The organism is Achromobacter sp. GW823-FHT04E03 (genome assembly GCF_058796095.1).
On sequence record NZ_JBXAIJ010000002.1, the window covers coordinates 1,449,997 to 1,469,013 of the forward strand.

Consider the following 19,017-nt stretch of genomic DNA (forward strand, 5'->3'; position numbering starts at 1 on the left):
AGACCAAAGTCCCATGCGCGGCCCGCGGACGGTAGCTATCCTGCGGGCTTGCTGCCAAGGGCAGAGCACAGGAAGGGGTGGCTCATGAGTCTGATTCTGGGTAGGACAATACTGGACAAGGTGGAGACAAATCGGGTGCGGAGCAAGCCGGAGACGCTGGGGCAGTTCTTTTCCAAACCCGCCCCGCCGGTAGGTTGGCGCATAGGCAAGCTGAGGCCAGGCCAGTCTCTCTTGCTCTGGTCGTACAACCTCCAGGGCTTGATGGTCTGGATGGATAGTGCCGGTCCCGGCAGTCTGGGGGCCGTTCCGGGCACAGAGCGTTACGTTTCGACCTTTTTCGAGTACCGGCGCGCGCCCGAGAACGCGACCCTGCATGGCGCGAAGAACGTGGCGAAAGTCTGCTATGCCGCCAGCGTCGGGCTGCTTGTGGCCGAATGCCGCCAGTTGGTGCACCGTGGGGAGTTTCTGCCGGCCAGCCACTTGAGAGCTCTGCGCGAGGCACGACCTGCGAGGGACATGGGCATGGCGCGCTCCTGCCTGCTCGTGACGAAGCGGGAACCTGTTGCCAATGCCGCAGCCGCCACTCCAGAGGCCAATGAATTCGTTTCCACCACGGGCAACCCGAAGGAAATTGTCGAGAAAATCCAGTGGATGTCAGCACAGCCCTCGGGAAATTTTCTGGCAAGGACACGCTCCCCCGCGAAGCCGGGCTGACGCGGGTCGGGCCCGCAGTTTCAAGGTTGCGCCTAAGTCATTTCTCATCCAAAAGCAGGATGGAAATTTCTGATAATTTCAAAATACTACGACTAAAGTCCGATGTAGCCCCCGAAGGCCGGCGCTATTGTTCGCACCAGCAAAGCGCAGCGCTCGCTGTGCGGTACGAGTGGTTTCTTCGGAGAGGGTCATGTCCAATAGCTTGCAGAAATGGGTGGGCCGCAACCGCCCGCCGCGGGTTCAGATCACGTATGACGTTGAAACCGGCGACGCGATCGAGAAGCGTGAATTGCCGATGGTGGTGGGCGTGCTGGCGGATCTTTCGGGTCAGCCGGCCACGCCGCTGCCCAAGCTGAAAGAGCGCCGCTTCGTCGAGATCGACCGCGACAATTTCGACGAAATCCTGGGCAAGATCCGCCCGCGCCTGGACCTGTCCGTGCCCGACACCGCCAAGGGCGAAGGCAATCTGCGCATTGAGCTGAACTTCGAGAAGTTCGCCGACTTCCATCCCGAATCCCTGGTCGAGCAGGTGCCGCGGCTGTCCAAGCTGCTGGAGGCGCGGCATCAACTGCGCGACCTGCTGGCCAAGCTGGACGGCAATGACGAGCTGGACTCCATCCTTGAGCGCATCGTGCGCAGCACCGAGGAGCTCAAGGCCGTCAAGAGCGAAGCGCAGGCTGGCGGGACGGCCGGCGATGTGGCCGAACCGGCCGCAACGGCGCCGTCGGCCTAACGCGGACAGCAACGTCAGCGCGCGCAGGGCAGGCCTGGCGCCGAAGCCGCGCGCGGGCAATTTCAATTCTCAGGGTGACGAACATGGCAAGCAAACAGACGGCCGATACGGCGGCGGTTGGAGGCAACGCAACGCAGGAAGCGGCGCAGGCGGGCGAACTCAGCCTGCTGGACCGCATCGTGCAGGAAGGCAATATGGCGGTGGAGCCGTCGCAGAATTCCTACGCGAAGAAACTGCTCGGGCAGCTGGCGTCCCAGATCCTGGACGAAGGCATGCGCACCAGCCCGGACAAGTCGGTGGTGGCGATGATCAATGAGCGCGTGGCGGAAATCGACCGTCTGCTGACGGATCAGCTGAACGCCATCATGCATGCGCCGGACTTCCAGGCGCTCGAAGCATCGTGGACCGGCTTGCACGATATGGTCCATGGCACCGAGACGAGCTCGCGGCTGAAGCTGCGGCTGTTGAACGTCAAGAAGAAGGAATTGCTGAAAGACCTGGAGTCGGCCGTCGATCACGACATGAGCCTGCTCTTCAAAAAGGTCTATGAAGACGAGTACGGCACGTTCGGCGGCAGTCCGTATTCCGTGCTGATAGGCGATTACGCATTTGGCCGGCATCCGCAGGATCTGGCGCTACTGGAACGCATCTCCAAGGTCGCGGCCGCCGCGCACGCGCCGTTCATCGCCTCTGCCGCGCCCAGCCTCTTCGACCTGAAATCGTACACGGACCTCGGCGTCACGCGCGATCTCTCCAAGGTCTTCGAAAGCGCCGAGCTCGCCATGTGGCGCAGCTTCCGCGAGTCGGAAGATTCCCGCTACGTGGCGCTGGTGCTGCCGTCCTATGCGGCGCGCCTGCCCTACGGCGCCAAGACCAAGCCGGTCGATACGTTCAACTTCGAAGAGGACGTCGACGGCTCGGATCACAGCAAGTATCTGTGGGCGAATTCCGCCTACCAGCTGGGTCTGCGCATCACCGACGCGTTCGCCAAGTACAGCTGGTCGACCGCGATCCGCGGGGTGGAAGGCGGCGGCAAGGTGGAGAGCATCGCCGCGCATGCCTACAAGACCGATGAAGGCGACATCGCGCTCAAGTGCCCGACGGAAGTGACGATCACGGACCGCCGCGAAAAGGAACTCAGCGACCTGGGGTTCATTGCGTTCGTGAACGCCAAGGGCTCGAACCAGGCCACGTTCTTCGGCAGCCAGACGGCAAACAAGCCCAAGGTCTACAACAAGGATGCCGCCAATGCCAATGCGCAGCTGTCATCACGCCTGCCGTTCGTGCTGGCCGCGTCGCGGTTTGCGCATTACATCAAGGTGATGATGCGCGACAAGGTGGGCAGCTTCCAGTCGCGTACGGACGTCGAGAACTATCTGAACAACTGGATTGCGGACTACGTGCTGATCAACCCCTCGGCCTCGCAGGAACAGAAGGCCAGCTATCCGCTGGGCGAGGCGCGCGTCGACGTCACGGAGGTGCCCGGAAAGCCCGGCGCGTACCGCGCCACCTGCTTCATCAAGCCTCATTTCCAGATGGAAGAGCTGACCGCGTCCATCCGCCTGGTGGCAGACCTGCCGGCCGCGGCTGCCTGAACTTTCGAACCGCGCGCCGCCAGCCGGCGGCGCACGCCAACCGAATCCTCTTCGAACACGGAATTCCATGGATACCATCCTGCTCAAGATCAACAACATCAAAGGCAACTCCACTCTGGACGGCCATGCCGACGCGATCATCCTCTTGGGCGCCTCGCATGGCGTGATGTTGCCGATGTCGATGGACATGGCCAACACCGAGCGCGCCCTGGGCCGGCCCAGCTTCTCGGAAATGGCGTTTACCAAGGTAATGGACCAGTCCACGCCCGCGCTATACAACGCGTGCGCGTCCGGCGCCAAGCTGAACGACGCGACCATACTCATCGGCCGCAACGAGAGCGGGTCGTTCCTGTTGCACGTGAAGTACGTACTGGGCAATGCGATGGTCTCGTCCATCAACTCCGCGCTGGGCGAGGGCGGCGGCAGCGACAGCTTCACGTTGTGCTTCAGCAAGCTCTCCATCGAATACACCCAGCAGGCCACCGCCGGCAACAAGGCTGGCACGGCATCGTTCGGCTGGGACCTGGCGACGAACAAGTCCACCGCCGCGCCCAAGAAGTAATGCCGGACGCCGCTCCCGCATGGGCGGGAGCGGCGCCGGTGCACGTACAGGAACGCCCGCAACATGCCGACCGATACCCTTTATTCGCCCGTGCCCTTGTTTGACCGCCTGGCGGCTGATGCGGAGTCGCAACTGGCGGGGGCCGACGCGCAGAGACTGGCGGTGGCCAGGGACCTGGAGCGCCTGCTGAACACGCGTTCGCGCCTGGATTTCGAGGCCTTTTCACGCTCGGCGGCAACGGTGGTCGACTACGGCGTGCCCGACTACTCGGCGCGGTCGCCGGTGTCGGCTTCGGATCGCGAGGCCGTCGCTGCTGTAGTCAAGCAGGCCATTGCCCTTTATGAACCCCGCCTGTCCAATGTGTCGGTGGACATGGCGCCCGCCGCGAACGGGATAGGCCCATGCCGGCTGGAGATCCGGGCCGACATGCGGATCGGCGGCGCGGTGAACCACGTGGCATTCGAACTGCTGGCAGGCGCGCAGAGCGGGACGGGGGGCGGGTCATGACCGATCTGGCGTCCGATGGCATCCTGCAGTACTACAAGCGCGAACTGTCCTATCTGCGCAATCAGGGGGCGGACTTCGCGCTGCGCTATCCCAAGGTGGCATCCAGGCTGGCGCTGCATGGCACGGAATCGCCAGATCCGCATACCGAACGCCTGATAGAAGCCACTGCGTTCCTGGCGGCCCGGGTGCACCGCGACCTGGACCAGGAGTTTCCCCAGATCGCCGCCGCGATGCTGGACAACGTCTGTCCGACGCTTGTGCAGCCCATCCCGTCGATGACCGTGGTGCAGCTGGCTCTGGACGGCAGCCAGGGAAAAGTGACGGCCGGACTGCCCGTGCCGCGGCATAGCGGCCTGGCGGCGCGGACCGAGGCCGGCGAACTTTGCCGGTTCCGCACCGCCTGGGATGCCACGCTGTGGCCCTTGAGGATAGGAGGCGCCGGCTTCTCTGAAGACCAGGCTTTGCGCCTGGAGCTGGAAAGCGATTCCGGCGTGGAGCTGTCGGAGCTGGAAATCCGCACACTGCGCATCCACCTGCAGGGCGACTGGATGGTGACGATGCCGCTGTACGAGTTGCTGGCGGCGGGCGTGGCCGGCATATCGCTCTATGCCGAAGGGGGCGGCGTTGTGCCGCTGCCGTTGACGGCCTGGCGCGAAGTGGGATATGCGCCGGAAGAGAGCGTATTGCCGCAGCCGCCGAATGGATTGCCGGCGCACGGCCTGATGCAGGAGTACTTCGCATTTCCGCGCAAGTTCCATTTCTTTGACCTGGATTTGCCGCGGGGGCTGCCGTTCAAGGGGCGCCGTTGCCAGATCGCGCTGCACCTGGACAGGCAGGCTCGCGGCCTGGGCGCGATAGGCGCCCAGCATTTCCGCCTGGGTTGCACGCCGGTGATCAACCTGTACGCGCAGACCAGCGAACCGGTCACGATCGACGATAGCCATTACGAATATCGCCTGGTGGCCGACAAGCGCCGTGACGAGACGACGGAAGTGCATTCGGTGCTGTCCGTGATCCTGTCTGATCCGGCGGCCGAGCGCTCGATTCCCGTGCCCAGCTATGCGGAGGTCGAGCACGCGGACGCCGCTCGCGGTACGTTGTTCTGGTCTGCCCGAAGGGAACACAGTCTGCGTGACCGCGTAAGCGGCACCGACATGTTCCTGAGCTTCGTGGATGCCCGCAACGAGATTCGCCGGCCCGTTGAACCCGTGGTCTACGCCAATCTGCTTTGCACCAACCGGCGCCTTGCCGAGCAGGTGCCAGTGGGCGCCCGCATGGTGTTCGAGCGCGTGGCGCAGAACGTATCGGTGCAATGCCTGTACGAGCCCACCGCGCAGCGCAACCCGCCCTTGGGCGGCGACGCGCTGTGGCGCCTGGTGTCGCTGCTGACGTTGAATCAGCAGTCGCTGGTGGAGTCATCGACCGGACACAAACGCCTGCAGCAGATCCTGCAGTTGTTCGCGTCTGGCAGCACGCGTGAGCAGGATCTGATCCGCGGCCTCAAGGGCGTCAGTGCGCGCCCAGTCACGGCGCATGTGGGCAAGGAGGCCTGGCGCGGCTTCTGCCACGGCATGGAAGTCACGGTGGAGTTCGACGCCGATGCGTTCGTGGGAGGATCGCCGCTGCTGCTGGGCGCAGTGCTGGCGCGGTTCTTTGCGATGTATACATCGGTCAATTCGTTCGTGCGGCTGGCGGTGCGCCGGGGCGACGAAATATGGAAGCAGTGGCAGCCCATGACGGGCTACCAGCAATCGCTATGATCGCCCGGCTGCTCTCCCGCCCGCAACGCTACAACCTGTTCCAGGCGATCGCCCTGCTGGAGCGCGCGACGCCAGCGGCCGCGCCGCTGGGCCGCGGAAATGGCGACGGCGAGGCTGTGCGCCTGCACGGGCATGTGTCGGTCGCGTTCGAGGCCAGCGACGTGCGTGCCATCGCCCGGAAGCAGGATGCGGGGCGTTGGGGCGAGGCCATGCAGACACGCTACGCCTTGACTACGCCGGTGATGACACTTGCCGGCGCCAGCAGTCCGCTGCCCTTGGCGTACACCGAACTGGTGCTGCAGCGGCGGGCGTCGCGGGATCACGCCACCGCAGATTTCCTGGATATCTTCAACCACCGCTTCCTGTCCTTCTTCTACCGAAGCCGCAAGAAGCACGCGCTGGGCCTTAACGCGTCCGCGCCGCATGCGTCGGCGCTGGTGGGCTGCCTGGATGCGCTGAGCGACCTGGGCTATGCCCGCGACGAGGCCGGTCCGCAAGGCCAGCGCCTGTGGGTCAGGCACGCCGGTCTGCTGGGCGTGGCGACGCGATCGATGACCGGGCTGCTGGCGTTGCTGGCGGACCGTCTGGGCTTGAAGGTGCTGGGCCGGCAATTCATCGGGCAATGGCGGACGCTGGACGCGAAGGATCATTCGCGCCTGGGCGGAAAGGGGTTGGCGTTGAATGCGTCGCGGGCGCTGGGCCGCCGGGTATGGGACCAGGGGGCCGGGATCCGTATCGAATTCCTGGACTTGAGTCCCGCCCGGTTCGAGCGCCTGTTACCCGGGGGCGCGGACCACGAACTGGCGCTGTGGCTGATCCGCAGTCACCTCCGGAGAGACCTGAACGTGGATTTCGTGCTGCACGCGCAGCCGCGCGCCGGTGCGTGCGTGCTGGGCGGCGCGGCAGCAGCCCGGCTGGGGTGGACCAGCTGGGCCACCGCTACGCGGCAGACCCTCGCTCCGGCGCCGGTACGCCTGACGGCGCGCATGGCGTCCGCTTCCCCATTGGCCAACCGTACATAAGGCAAATCCGGCATGGATATCGACATCCGCACGCTGCTGGCCCGGCTCAACCCGGTCTGCAAGCACGCGATGGAACTGGCGGCGCAGCAGTGCGTGCGCCAGACGCATTACAACGTGGATGTCGAGCACCTGCTGCTGACGTTGCTGGAAACCGCCGCTCCCGATCTGAAAGCGGTGCTGGATCATTACCAGATCCGGGCGGAAGACGTGTCGGCGCAATTGCAGCGCGCGCAGGAGCAATTCAAGCGGGGCAACGGCCGCACTCCGTCCTTGTCGCCGAATTTCCCTCCCATGTTCCAGGAGGCATGGCTGCTCAGTTCGATGCTGCTGGGGCAGCAGCAGATCCGGTCCGGCACCCTGCTGCTGGCGTTGCTGGAGGTCGACAGCCTGCGCGGATTGCTGCTGGAGTCGGCGCCGGGATTGCTGAACATCTCCCGGGCCGACTTGCGAGCGGCATTGCCGTCCATCCTGGCGGGCAGCGCGGAAGACGCTGGAACCTCGTCTCCCCCGTCCGGGCCGGGAGCCGCGGGCTTGCCCGCCGGCGGCGCGCCTGCCATGCCGACGCCGGGCGAGGGCGGGACGCGCCAATCGGCGCTGGAGCTGTATACGATCGACTTGACGGCCCTGGCGCGCGAAGGGGCGATCGACCCGGTGCGTGGCAGGGATGCGGAAATCCGGCAGTTGGTCGACGTGCTGCTGCGCCGCCGGCAGAACAATCCCATTCTTACGGGCGAGGCCGGCGTGGGCAAGACCGCCGTGGTCGAGGGCTTTGCGCAGCGCATCGTGCAAGGCGACGTGCCTCCGGCCTTGTGCAATGTATCGGTCCGCTCCCTGGACCTGGCGCTGCTGCAGGCCGGGGCGGGCGTGCGCGGCGAATTCGAGAACCGGCTGAAATCGGTGATCAGTGAAGTGAAGGCGTCGGCGACGCCGGTCATCCTGTTCATCGACGAGGCCCACCAGTTGATAGGCGCGGGCGGCAGCGAAGGGCAGGGCGACGCCGCCAATCTGCTCAAGCCGGCCTTGGCGCGCGGCGAATTGCGCACCATCGCCGCCACGACCTGGGCCGAATACAAGCGTTACGTCGAGCGGGATCCGGCGTTGGCAAGGCGCTTTCAGGTCGTCAAGGTGGAAGAACCCACCGAGGCGGCGGCCGTCGAAATGCTGCGCGGCATGGTGCAACGGCTGGAGGCCCATCATGGCGTCGAGATCCTGGATGCCGCGGTCAGGGACGCCGTGAAGCTGTCGCACCGCTATATCTCCGGCCGGCAGTTGCCGGACAAGGCGATCAGCGTGCTGGATACGGCTTGCGCCAGGGTGGCGATCGGCCAGAGCGCGGAGCCGGAAGAAATCGAGGCCCTTGGGCGCGCTATAGAGGCGGCCGAGAACCAGCTGCGCATACTGCGCCACGAGGCCGCCACGGGCACGGACCGTCATGACGCGATCGCGGCGACGCAGCGTCAGATAGAGGATCAACGCGAACAGCACCGCCGACTGGGAGAGAAGTTGGCAGCCGAACGCAGCGCGGTGGCTGAAATCCTGACTTGGCGCCGCCGTATCGCCGACCGCGTCGTGGCCGGCAGCGACAAGGCGGCGGACGAAGAGGACCTGGACGCGTTGACCGCCAATCTGACCCGCCTGGAAAAAGGCCTTGAGGCAGTGCAGAACGACGAGCCCATCGTGCCGGTGTGCGTGGACTCTTCGGTCGTGGCGAAAGTGATTTCCGGCTGGACCGGCATTCCGGTGGGCCGGATGCTGGCCGATGAGCTGCACACCGTGCTGTATCTGCAGGAGAAACTGTCCGGACGCATCGTGGGACAGGACGAAGCCCTGGACGCCATCGCCCGGCGCATCCGTACTTTCCGCGCGGACCTGGACGATCCTGGCAAACCGGTGGGCGTGTTCCTGCTGCTGGGTCCCAGCGGCGTCGGCAAGACCGAGACCGCGTGCGCGCTGGCCGATACCTTGTACGGCGGCGAGCGCAACATGATCACCATCAATATGTCGGAGTTCCAGGAAGCGCATAGCGTGTCGGGCCTGAAAGGCGCGCCGCCAGGATATGTGGGATACGGCCGCGGGGGCGTGCTGACCGAAGCGGTGCGGCGCCGTCCCTACAGCGTCGTGCTGTTGGACGAAATGGAGAAGGCGCATCCCGACGTGCTCGAGCTCTTTTTCCAGGTGTTCGACAAAGGGACCATGGAGGACGGCGAGGGCGTTTCCATCGACTTCAAGAACACCCTGATCCTGTTGACGTCGAATGCGTCGCAGGACGTCATCACCGATGCCTGCCGGGGTGGGGCGCGGCCCCCTCCAGAGGCCCTGGCCGAGCGTTTGCGCGCCCCGTTGTTGCGGCAGTTCAGCCCGGCGTTCCTGGGCCGCCTGGTGATGGTTCCCTACTACCCGTTGGGGGATAGCCAGATCAATGCCATTGTCAATCTGAAGCTGGAACGCCTGGCCCGGCGTTTCGCGCGCAACCACCACGCGAACCTGAGCTGGGACGACGCCGTGGCGCAGTCGATCGCGGCGCGTTGCAAGGAAGTGGACAGCGGGGCGCGCAATGTGGACCATATCCTGACGCAGGCGGTGTTGCCGGAGCTGGCGCGCCAGGTGCTGGAACGTATTTCCGTGGCCGCGCCGTTCGGCGGCGTCCATCTGGGCCTGACGCCCGCGGGTGCGATCGATTTCCGATTCCGCGACGCGGAGACCGGATAAGCCCATGGCCGCCGATCAGACCCAAGCCCATTGGTTTGCCTCGGTATCCACGCCGTTCGGCAAGGACGTCCTGTTGCTGGAATCCTTCAGCGGGCGCGAGGCGATGTCAGAGCTGTTCCGGTTCGATCTCAGGATGAGGTCGGCCAACAAGGCGCTGGATGCGAGAGCGATCGTCGGCAAGGCCGTCACGGTGACATTGCAGCGCCCGCGTCAGCGGCCTCGGCACTTCAACGGAATCGTCACGCGCTTCGTGCACCTGGGCGCGGACCGCGGGCATGCCTACTACCTGGCAGAACTGCAGCCGCGCCTGTGGCTGCTGACGCTGGGGCGGGACCGTGCCATACACCAGAACAAGACCGCGTTGGACATCGTCAAGGAAACGCTGGGACGCTACGAGGTGGCATTCGAGACCCGGCTGGGAGCGGGCGCCTATCCGCGGCGTCCCTATTGCGTGCAGTACGACGAAAGCCCATTCGACTTTATTTCCCGCCTGATGGAAGAAGAGGGAATCTTCTATTTCTTCGACGGCGCCGATGGCAGGCATACGCTGGTGCTGGCCGACAGCCCCGCCGCGCATTCCGTGAATGCGCATGCCGCCCGCCTGCAGTGCGCGCTGGACAAGGACGATGGGGCGGACCCGGACCGCGTGCATGCGTTCGAGATGGCGCACGGCATCGTGGCGCCGGGGCATGTGCTGGCGGACTATGACTATCTCACGGCGAGCACTTCCCTTGCCGCATCGCGCAAGCCGGCGCTGTTGCCCGACGCCCGGCACTATGTCTATCCCGGCAAGTACGCCGACGCCGCGGACGGCGACCGCAAGGCCGCCATCAGGCTGGCCGCGCAACAGGCCGACGGGCAGGTGGGCAGCGGCGTCAGCGGATGCCATGGCCTGTCGGCCGGTTCCCGCTTTGAACTGGCCGGTCACCCGGACAGCGCTCTGAATGTGTCCTACGTTCTGCGGGCCGTCACGCACGACGCGACCCAGGAGGGATACCGGAACCGCTTTGACGTGCTGCCGGAGGCCGTGCCGTTCCGTCCCAGGCCTGTGACGCCCCGGCCCATGGTCACCGGGACGCATACCGCCCAGGTGGTAGGGCTGGCGGGTGAAGAGATATGGACCGACGCGCATGGGCGGGTGAAGCTGAAGTTCCATTGGGATGACGGCCCCGCGCGCGACCAGGACAGCTCCTGCTGGGTACGGGTATCGCAGAGTGTGGCGGGGCAGGGGTGGGGGCATTGGTTCCTGCCCCGAGTCGGCCAGGAGGTGGTGGTGAGTTACGTCGACGGCGACCCCGACCGGCCGCTGGTGACGGGTACGGTCTACAACAAGCAGCAGACCTTGCCCGTGCAGCTGCCGGCGGAGCAAACGCAGAGCGTCATGCGGTCGCGCTCGTCCAAGCGGGGCGTGGCGGGCAATGAGATCCGCATGGAGGACAAACTCGATGCGGAAGAACTGTACTTGCATGCGCAGAAGGACATGCGGGTCGTCATCGAGGACGCGCTTGAGACGGAGGTTGGCGGTAATGAAAGCCGCATCGTCAAGCGGGGAGACCGCCGCATCGAGGTACAGAAGGGTAAGGAATCGCATGTGGTGCAGGGTGCGCGCAGCGTCGAGGTCCATGGCGAGGAAACGCACGCCAACGGGGCGGCATTTACTCAGGACGTGGCCGGCAATTACACGCTGAAAGTCAGCGGCAATCTTGTCATCGACGTCACAGGCTCCATCAGCATCAAAAGCGCGTCGACGCTGACCGCGCAAGCCGCAACCACGCTGAGCAACAAGGCGCTGACGATCGAACACAAGGCGACGGCGACGCAGACCGTCGATGGCGGCGGCCTGCTGGCGCTCAAGGGCGGCCTGGTCAAGATCAACTGAGGCGCGCCATGCATAGCTCCGATACCTCCTTGCCCGAGATCCAGATCATGGAAGAGCTGGACGAGGCCGGCCGCCTCTCGGCGCGCAGTTCCTGGCAGGCCGGCGTGGCGCAAGGCCCGATGACGCGATATGGCGCTGACGGAGAAGTGTTGCTGCAGGCGGAGTTCCGGCAGGGCCGCCTGTCCGGCTCACTTCGGATACACGACGAATTTGGCGCGTTGCTGCGTGTAGCGTCTTACGCCGAGGGCAGGTTGCATGGCGAAGCGCTGTCCTATCGCGATGGCAAGCTGGCGTCGCGCCAGCAGTATGAGCTCGGGCTATTGCACGGACCCTGCGTGGCATATGCGCAGTCGGGCCTGGAGACGTTGCGGCAGACCTACCTGATGGGCAGGCTCGATGGCATGGCCGAATACCTGCAAGATGGTGTCGTGGTCCGCCGCGAAAGCTATCGCCTGGGCCTCCTGGATGGCGAAACGCGTGACTACGCTGCGGACGGCACGCTGTTGGCAGCGTCTCCGTACCGCGCGGGGGTATTGCACGGCATCGCCCGCCGTTACGCGCCTGATGGCGCTGCGCTGGCCGAGCGCCGTTACGTGAATGGTGCGCCGGAGCAGCCTTGGCGCCGCTTGGAGCCGGCAGACTCCGAACCGTCATCTCCCACTTTCGGCGCGCGCCTGGAAAAGTGGATCAGAGGATAGCCATGGCCCTGCAAGTGACCACGGGTTCGGCCCTGATGTGCAGCTTTGGCGCGGCGCCGTCCGTGCTGAATGTAATGCCTGTGGGCGTGCTGGCGGGGGCATTGCCAGCTGCCACCATCATGGACCATGCGCCAGTCGCCAATGTGGCGCCTTTCGGCATGTGCAGTTGCCTGGGCAATCCGGCGGTTGCCGCGGCCACCGCCGCGGCCTTGGGCGCCTTGACGCCCATGCCCTGCATGCCCGCTACGCCCGGCCCCTGGCTGCCCGGTTCACCCACCGTGCTGATCGGTGGCAAGCCCGCCTTGCAGGACGCGTCGATGCTGCTCTGCACCTGGGGTGGACTGATCCGGATCACGGCGCCCGCGCAGGTCACGACTTTGGTTCCCTGAGGATGTGAACGCATGTCTTACGTATTCTCCCTGACTCCCCGCATGTTGACCGTCACGCTGGCCTGCGCCGTCCTGCTCTGCGTACTGCTGTTCCTGCTGGGCTTCCAGATCGGAGCCCGCCTGTCGGAACCGCCAGCCGCGCCGCCGGGTATCGCCGCCGCCGCGCCCGCCACGGTAGAGGCCGCGGCGCCCAAGGCGGACCGCCATGACTGAGTTCCCCGCTTCTTCCTTTTGGCTACTGACAGGCCGGAGCCTTGCATGTTGCACCTATTGAAAACCCTGTTCCGGTCCGTTCGTCTCGCCGTGCTGGCGACGTTCTTCTGCGCGGCATCGGCCATGTCCTGGGGCGCGGCCGCTCAGGCGCAGACCGGCGTGGTGCGGATGGACAACGGCGCCCTGCTGGCGCCTGAGTTTGCCCGGATCATCAACCGGGGGGAACTGGTGGTCGCATTGCTGGGCGTGGACCAGCCGCCGTTCTTCGAAGAACGGAATGGAAAGCTGAGTGGCTTTGACGTGGATTTCGCGCGGGAGATCGCGCAGAAGCTGGGAGTGCGGGTGCGCTTCAACCGCCAGGCCCAGACGTTCGACGGCGTGGTGACCCTGCTGGCCGAAGGCCAGGCGGACCTTGCCATCAGCAAGCTGTCGCGCACGCTATCGCGGGCGCGGGTCGTCAGCTTCAGCGCGCCATACCTGTCGCTCAAGCGCGCCCTGCTGCTCAACCGCGTCAAGTTCGCGCAACTGGCGCGGGGCCGCTCGGTGCCGGAGGTGATACGCGCCTATACCGGCACGATCGGCGTGGTGGCCAAATCCTCTTATGCCGATTACGTGACGGCCAACTTTCCGCAGGCCGATGTGCGGCAATACCCCACCTGGCAGGCCGTGCTGGCCGCGCTGGACAGCGGAGAGGTCACAGCCGCCTATCGTGACGAATTCGAGGTCAAGCGCGTGCTGAAGATCGATCCCACGGCTTCGCTGCGGTTGCGGGTCGTGACGCTGCAGGATCTGGAGGACACGCTCGGCATGGCCGTCAATGCGTCGGATCAAGCGCTGCTGGGCTTTATCAACCTGTACCTGGCGGACCGCAGCGAGCGGTTCGACGTCAACGTGGTCTTGCAGGCCACCAATCACTGAGGCAGGCGCAAGCTGGACCATCATGACTCTGAAACGACTCTACGCGATCGTCCTCAATCCCTGGCTGGTGCTGGGGAGCCTGGTGCTGGGCGGCCTTGCCGGGCTTTACCTGCCGGCATTTTCCCGCAGCCTGTCGCTGATCGGCGAGGTGTACGTCGATTTCCTGAAGATGACGACCTTGCCGTTCATGATCTCGGCGGTGATATTCAGCCTGCAGCGCCTGTTTCGCGACGGCGGCGCATCGCGTCTTTTTCTGCGCGTGCTGGCGGTCTTCGCCGGCACCGCCGCGCTGGTGGCCTTGGTCGGGGCGGCCGTGCTGCTCATCCTGAACCCCGGCGCCGACCTGTCCAGCGCGACATTGCAGGCATTCGGCCTCATCGTCGGCAGCGATTCCGCCTCCAGCGTCACTGTGATGAATCTGTACGGCGCCGATGTGCCCGCCAAGACGTTGACCCTGGCCGACCTGCTCGGCAGCCTGGTGCCGACCAATATCTTCGCCGCGCTGGCCAGCGGCGACGCCTTGAAGTCGCTGGTGTTCGCGTTGCTGTTCGGGATCGCGGTGGGCTATGTGCCTGAGCGCATTTCGGTAGGCTTGAGCCAGGTGCTCGAGACCGTGTATTGCGCTTGCCAGAAGCTGATGCACTGGCTCAGCCTGCCCCTGCCTCTGATCCTGTTCTGCATGAGCGCCTCGCAGATGGCCAAGTCTGGCATCGAGCCGCTGCAGGCGATGACACAGTTCGTTCTGGCCTTTTTTGCGGTGGCCGTGCTGCTGTTGTCGCTGGCGGTGGTAGTCATCTGGAAGCGTTCGAACCAGCCGCTGTCCGTGACGCTGGAAGCCCTGCGCGCGCCGTTCGCGCTGGCGCTGGCGACGCGCAACAGCGCGGCCTGCATGCCTAGCATGATCGAAAGCCTGGCCGACAAGCTCGGATTCGCCCGGGCTCGGGTGGAACTGCTTGTGCCTCTGGCCGTGTCGTTGCTGCGGGTCGGGCCGATGGTCTATTACGTATGCGCCACGCTGTTCATTGCGCAGCTGTATGGACGCCCGCTGGGCGTGGGCGAGGTGGCCACGGTGTTGCTGGTGTCGGTGCTGGCCGGCTTTGCGTCGGCCGGCATGACGGGCTTGGTGACCGTGTCGCTCATCGGGATCACCTGCGCCTATCTGGGGTTGCCGTTCGAGGCCGCCTTCATTCTCTTCCTGGCCATCGATCCGCTATGCGACATGTTGCGCACCCTGATCCTGGTGATCGGCAACTCGGCGGCGGTGTCGGTTATTTGCCCGCGGCCTCTGCGGGTATAGGAGGCCGCGATGACGATGATCGGAGTGCTTGGGGGCATGGGGCCATTGGCGACGGTGGACTTCATGGGACGCATTGTTCGCCTGACACAGGGCGCGCGCGACCAGGATCATCTGCCCATGGTGGTGGCGAACCTGCCGCATACGCCAGACCGTTCTTCCGCGATCCTGGGGGATGGCCTGGATCCGTTGCCGGCGTTGTACGCGGGCGTGGACCTGCTCAATCGCAGCGGCGTCGGATTGCTGGTGGTGCCGTGCAACTCGGCACACCACTGGTACCCGCAAATGCAGCGGCGCAGCGCGGCGCCCATGCTGCATATCGGCGAGGTTTGCGCCGACGCCGTGCCGCAAGGCGGCAAGGTCGCGGTGCTGGCCACGCGCGGCACGCTGGTGTCGGGCTTCTACCAGGCGAGCCTGAGCGAACGAGGTATCGATTTCCTGGTGCCGGGCGCCGTGGAGCAGGCGCGGATCACCGCCTGCATCGCGCAGGTCAAGGCGGGAGACCTGACGGCGGCTGCGAGCCAGCTGGAACTGGCGTTGCGGCAGCTCGAAGCCGGCGGGGCGACGGCGGCAGTGATGGGGTGCACCGAGATTCCGCTGGCTGCGGGGGCGATCGCGCACGCGCCCATGCCGCTGATCGACAGCACGCAGGAGCTGGCGGCGGCAACCGTCCGCTATGCGTTGACGCGCGGTTGGAACGTGTCCACATGAGCGCCTTGAACCGCCTCTCCGGCAGCACCGTATTGCTGGCCTTCTGCATGGCGACCGGGGCGCTGGCGGGCGTCATGGCGCAGCCGTTGGGGCACGCCGCCTACCTGGTCGGCAAGCTTTACCTGGTGGTGGTGAACATGGCCGCCATGCCCTTGCTGGTGGTGGCGATCTTCTTCGGTTTGCGCCAGGTGCTGGATATGCCGCGCCCGGGCAGGCGGATTGCGCTGACCGCGGCCCTGGCGGTGGCGCTGGTGGGCGCGTGCGCCGTGAGCGGCACCCTGCTGGGCGCGGCCGTCATGCCGGGCAAGCACCTGAGCCCGCAGGAACATGCCCAGTTGGGCGAGCTGGTCTGGAGCGAGGGCAATGCGCTGTCCGAGAACAGCGTCAGCCTGATGGAATCGCCGGATGCCGGCGCGGCAATGGGCGATGGCGCATCGCGGCGGGAGAGCGTGATGCGTGGGCTGCTGCCCGACAACTTCTTTCGCGTGCTGGCGCAGGGGAACACGCTGGGAATTCTCGTGGCGACGCTGCTGTTCGGGTTGGCCTTCGCTTCGTTGTCGCGCGAGCGTACCGCGTTGCTCGATGGAATCTTTGAAAGCTCGTACCGGGCGTTGGGGATCATCATCGACCGGGCAAATCTGCTGATTCCGGTCCTGGCGTTTGGCGCCAGCGCGTATCTGACGTCGAACGCGCAGGCGGCCACGCTGGGCGCCATGGGCGGCTTCCTGTTGTGCTTCATGTTGTCGGCGATCGTGCTGTCGATCGCGGCGATGGCCGTCATATCGGCCCGCGCAGGCCTGCCGTTCCTGTCCGTGTTGGCGGAGATGAAAGGACCGCTGCTGGTCGGGCTGGCCTCCGGCAGCGCGACAGCGCCAGTTCCGCACGCCATCGAAGTCATGAGCGCGCGCCTGGGATTCAGCCGCGGCGTGGCTGAGCTTGCCTTGCCCTTCGGTGCGGTATTCCTGAGGGGCGGGGCGGCGCTGTATTTCGCGCTGGTGACGCTATTCGTCGCGAATCTTTACGGCAGGCCTTTGGGCGGCGCGGAGCTTGTGCTGGTGGCGGCCGGGTCGATGGCGGCGGCCTTCGTGTCGGCAGGACATGGCGGAGCGGCGAACGTGGCGTTCGCGGGCTTGACGCTGGGGCTGCTCGAGCTGCCGGTGGAAGCTGCAGGCGTGTTGTTCGTGGCCATTGACCTGTTGTGCGACGGATTGCGGACGGTGCTCAGCCTGCTATGCGTGTGCGTGGTCGTGGCCTGGGTGTCGGACGGCCTTTCGTCCGAACGGGCGGCCGGGCGCGACGGGACGGCGGGGCGCGCTCCTTTGCAACTGGCCTTTTCCGGCATGCAGCTGATGCTGATGGGAAGTTGCATGGTGCTGGCGGGATTGCTGATCGTATTGTTGGGTATCGGGTTGGGAGCCAGGTGATGAGAGCGACGGGGTGGGCATGGCGCGCTGCGCGAGGCGGGGTATTGATGCTGATGGCGGCCCTGACGGGATGTTCCGCGTTGGGGTTGGACTATTTCAAGGGCGAAAAGCCGGCGTGGAAGCAGGTGGTGGTATCCGCGGCCACGGACGCGAATGGCGATAGTCCGGTGGCGGTCGACCTGGTGCTGGTCAGGGACGAAACCCTCTTGGCGCGCTTTGCCGAACTGACGGCAGCCAAGTGGTTCGCCGGGAAGGACGACCTGCTCAACACCTATCCGCAGGGATTGCGATATGAAGGTTGGGAGGTGGTTCCGGGCCAGCATCTGAGCGTACCCGGAGACAAACTCGAAGGCCCGCGCGTGGCGGGGGCATTCGTGTTTGCGCGCTATGCGGCGCCGGGCGCTCATCGGGCGCGGGTGGACGCGTTCAGCGGCCGGCTGCTGATCCGCCTGGAGAACAAGGGATTTACCGTGACGGCGGGCCAATGATGAATAGGTTTCGATTCTTGCCCGGCGCGCCCGGTGCGCATGCCAGGAGGGCCGCCGCATGACCCGCCTTCAAACTGTGGTGACGGATGCCGTGGAATGGCATGAAGGCATGCTGCTGGCGCCCCAGCACTTCCAGTTGCTGGCCTCGCGCGTCGACACGCTGGTGGCGTGGCAGACGCTGGCGGCGGCGCCCTTCAGCTGGGGCGTGCGCCGGCTGGTGCTGGACAGCGGACTGTTGCCCGCCGGCATCGTGCGGGTTCTGGAGCTGGAAGCGATCATGCCGGACGGCACTGCCATTGCCTATGCCGCGCGAACGGACACGTCGGAAAGACTGGAACTGGCGCTGGATTCCCATGCGGCGCAATTGGCCGACGGTCCGATCGACTTTTACGTGACCTTGCCCGTCGCGACCCTGGCCCGACGCGAAGGGCAAGTCCGCCGATTCCGTTCCGTGGCCGGGGCGCCGGTAGAGGACCAGGTGTCCGACGCCCCTGCGGCGGATATCTCGCGCCTGCTGCCCAACCTGGCGTTGTCCGCCGGGGACGTGCCTGCCGCGCAGTTCGTGGCGCTGCGCCTGGGATCGCTCTACAAGGACAATGAGGTCGTCAGGGTTGGCGAACGCCTGCCGCCGCTGCTGGAAGTGCAACACGACAACCCGCTCTGGGTCGCGGCCTCGGCGTTGCTGGGCCAGTTGCGCGGCAAGGCTGCCTTCATCGCCCGGCAGACGGCCAATCCATCGTCCCGGGTGGATGACCGGCTGACCCAATTGGAGCTCAGGGACAGGTTGCGCAGCCTGCTCGCAGGCTTGCCCATGGCCGAGGCCGTCCTGCGCACGCCGCATCTGCACCCCTGGACCTTGTATCTGGCGCTGGCGTCCCTGGCGGGATCGCTATGCCTGCTCAAGCCTGGCGCGATATCGCCGCCGCCACCCGACTACGACCATGCGGATCCGCTTTCCGTCTTTACGCCCATGCTGCGCTTTCTGCGGGAAGCAAGCTCCGAGATCAACGAGGATTTCCGCCAGTACAAGTTCGACTTCGACCACGGCGCCTTCGCGCTGAAGCTGCGCCCGGAATGGATAGGGGAGCGGCTCGTGATCGGCGTGCGGGGCCAATCGGACCGCGACCTGCTGGCGTGGATGGCAGGGGCGGTCATCGGGTCCCAGCCTGTCTATCCATCGTTGCGCAGCCGTCGCGTGCTGGGGGCTGTACGGCGCAATGTCGAGTACGCCGAAGAACTGGGCCTGCGTTCGGGCTCGGGATACCTGTTGTTCGAGATCCAGGCCGCCTCGGGCCTGGTGCAGGGCGATGAGCCATTGCTGATCGCCAATTCCAACGAGGGCGAAAGTGCGCAGCGGCCCCAGGAAATGCTGTTGTTCGTGAAGGGCTGAGGGAAGGGAAA

Annotated in this window: 18 protein-coding genes; all 18 read left to right on the forward strand. The window is 65.6% G+C overall.

Annotated features, from left to right (window positions below):
* Positions 1 to 84: 84 nt before the first annotated feature.
* The 18 genes from AC1RHV_RS17945 (at position 85) to tssK (ending at position 19,006) form a co-directional block, all read left to right on the forward strand.
* Positions 85 to 714 (forward strand): hypothetical protein, encoded by a 630-nt coding sequence (locus AC1RHV_RS17945; protein ID WP_492301551.1) that lies wholly within the window; start codon positions 85 to 87, stop codon positions 712 to 714.
* Positions 715 to 904: 190 nt separating this feature from the next.
* Positions 905 to 1,447 carry a type VI secretion system contractile sheath small subunit gene (tssB, locus tag AC1RHV_RS17950; protein WP_054451884.1) on the forward strand — a complete coding sequence of 181 codons (543 nt, stop codon included), beginning with the start codon at positions 905 to 907 and terminating at the stop codon, positions 1,445 to 1,447.
* 83 nt (positions 1,448 to 1,530) lie between these two features.
* The gene (gene tssC / locus AC1RHV_RS17955; RefSeq protein WP_054451883.1) at positions 1,531 to 3,042 is read left to right on the forward strand and encodes a type VI secretion system contractile sheath large subunit; all 1,512 of its coding nucleotides are present in this window, start codon (positions 1,531 to 1,533) and stop codon (positions 3,040 to 3,042) included.
* Between the two features lie 67 nt (positions 3,043 to 3,109).
* Positions 3,110 to 3,604: an Hcp family type VI secretion system effector gene (locus tag AC1RHV_RS17960; protein WP_054451882.1), complete on the forward strand. Its 495-nt coding sequence runs from the start codon at positions 3,110 to 3,112 to the stop codon at positions 3,602 to 3,604.
* A 63-nt stretch (positions 3,605 to 3,667) separates the two neighbouring features.
* Positions 3,668 to 4,111: a type VI secretion system baseplate subunit TssE gene (gene tssE / locus AC1RHV_RS17965; RefSeq protein WP_054451881.1), complete on the forward strand. Its 444-nt coding sequence runs from the start codon at positions 3,668 to 3,670 to the stop codon at positions 4,109 to 4,111.
* Positions 4,108 to 5,871: a type VI secretion system baseplate subunit TssF gene (tssF, locus tag AC1RHV_RS17970; protein WP_254593273.1), complete on the forward strand. Its 1,764-nt coding sequence runs from the start codon at positions 4,108 to 4,110 to the stop codon at positions 5,869 to 5,871. The genes tssE and tssF overlap by 4 nt, the downstream gene beginning before the upstream one ends.
* The gene (tssG, locus tag AC1RHV_RS17975) at positions 5,826 to 6,893 is read left to right on the forward strand and encodes a type VI secretion system baseplate subunit TssG (RefSeq protein WP_492301555.1); all 1,068 of its coding nucleotides are present in this window, start codon (positions 5,826 to 5,828) and stop codon (positions 6,891 to 6,893) included. Before tssF ends, tssG begins: the two co-directional genes overlap by 46 nt.
* Positions 6,894 to 6,905: 12 nt before the next feature.
* A complete protein-coding gene (tssH, locus tag AC1RHV_RS17980; protein WP_492301556.1) occupies positions 6,906 to 9,602 on the forward strand; it encodes a type VI secretion system ATPase TssH in 2,697 nt (898 codons plus the stop codon).
* Between the two features lie 4 nt (positions 9,603 to 9,606).
* A complete protein-coding gene (locus AC1RHV_RS17985) occupies positions 9,607 to 11,481 on the forward strand; it encodes a type VI secretion system Vgr family protein (protein WP_192352747.1) in 1,875 nt (624 codons plus the stop codon).
* Positions 11,482 to 11,489: 8 nt separating this feature from the next.
* Entirely contained in the window at positions 11,490 to 12,179 is a 690-nt protein-coding gene (locus AC1RHV_RS17990) for a toxin-antitoxin system YwqK family antitoxin (RefSeq protein WP_119451865.1), read from the forward strand.
* A gap of 2 nt (positions 12,180 to 12,181) precedes the next feature.
* Positions 12,182 to 12,568, forward strand: coding sequence for a DUF4280 domain-containing protein (locus AC1RHV_RS17995; RefSeq protein WP_492301558.1), 387 nt, complete (start codon positions 12,182 to 12,184; stop codon positions 12,566 to 12,568).
* A gap of 12 nt (positions 12,569 to 12,580) precedes the next feature.
* Positions 12,581 to 12,781 carry a hypothetical protein gene (locus tag AC1RHV_RS18000; protein ID WP_119451867.1) on the forward strand — a complete coding sequence of 67 codons (201 nt, stop codon included), beginning with the start codon at positions 12,581 to 12,583 and terminating at the stop codon, positions 12,779 to 12,781.
* A 45-nt stretch (positions 12,782 to 12,826) separates the two neighbouring features.
* Positions 12,827 to 13,699, forward strand: coding sequence for an ABC transporter substrate-binding protein (locus AC1RHV_RS18005; protein WP_225588892.1), 873 nt, complete (start codon positions 12,827 to 12,829; stop codon positions 13,697 to 13,699).
* 22 nt (positions 13,700 to 13,721) lie between these two features.
* Positions 13,722 to 14,996, forward strand: coding sequence for a dicarboxylate/amino acid:cation symporter (locus AC1RHV_RS18010; protein WP_054451875.1), 1,275 nt, complete (start codon positions 13,722 to 13,724; stop codon positions 14,994 to 14,996).
* 9 nt (positions 14,997 to 15,005) lie between these two features.
* Entirely contained in the window at positions 15,006 to 15,704 is a 699-nt protein-coding gene (cuyB, locus tag AC1RHV_RS18015) for a cysteate racemase (protein ID WP_492301560.1), read from the forward strand.
* Complete coding sequence (locus AC1RHV_RS18020; RefSeq protein ID WP_054451873.1) at positions 15,701 to 17,128, forward strand: dicarboxylate/amino acid:cation symporter; 1,428 nt, start codon at positions 15,701 to 15,703, stop codon at positions 17,126 to 17,128. The genes cuyB and AC1RHV_RS18020 overlap by 4 nt, the downstream gene beginning before the upstream one ends.
* 47 nt (positions 17,129 to 17,175) lie before the next feature.
* Positions 17,176 to 17,616: a hypothetical protein gene (locus tag AC1RHV_RS18025; RefSeq protein WP_125472444.1), complete on the forward strand. Its 441-nt coding sequence runs from the start codon at positions 17,176 to 17,178 to the stop codon at positions 17,614 to 17,616.
* A 58-nt stretch (positions 17,617 to 17,674) separates the two neighbouring features.
* Positions 17,675 to 19,006, forward strand: coding sequence for a type VI secretion system baseplate subunit TssK (tssK, locus tag AC1RHV_RS18030; protein WP_192353939.1), 1,332 nt, complete (start codon positions 17,675 to 17,677; stop codon positions 19,004 to 19,006).
* Positions 19,007 to 19,017: the final 11 nt, after the last annotated feature.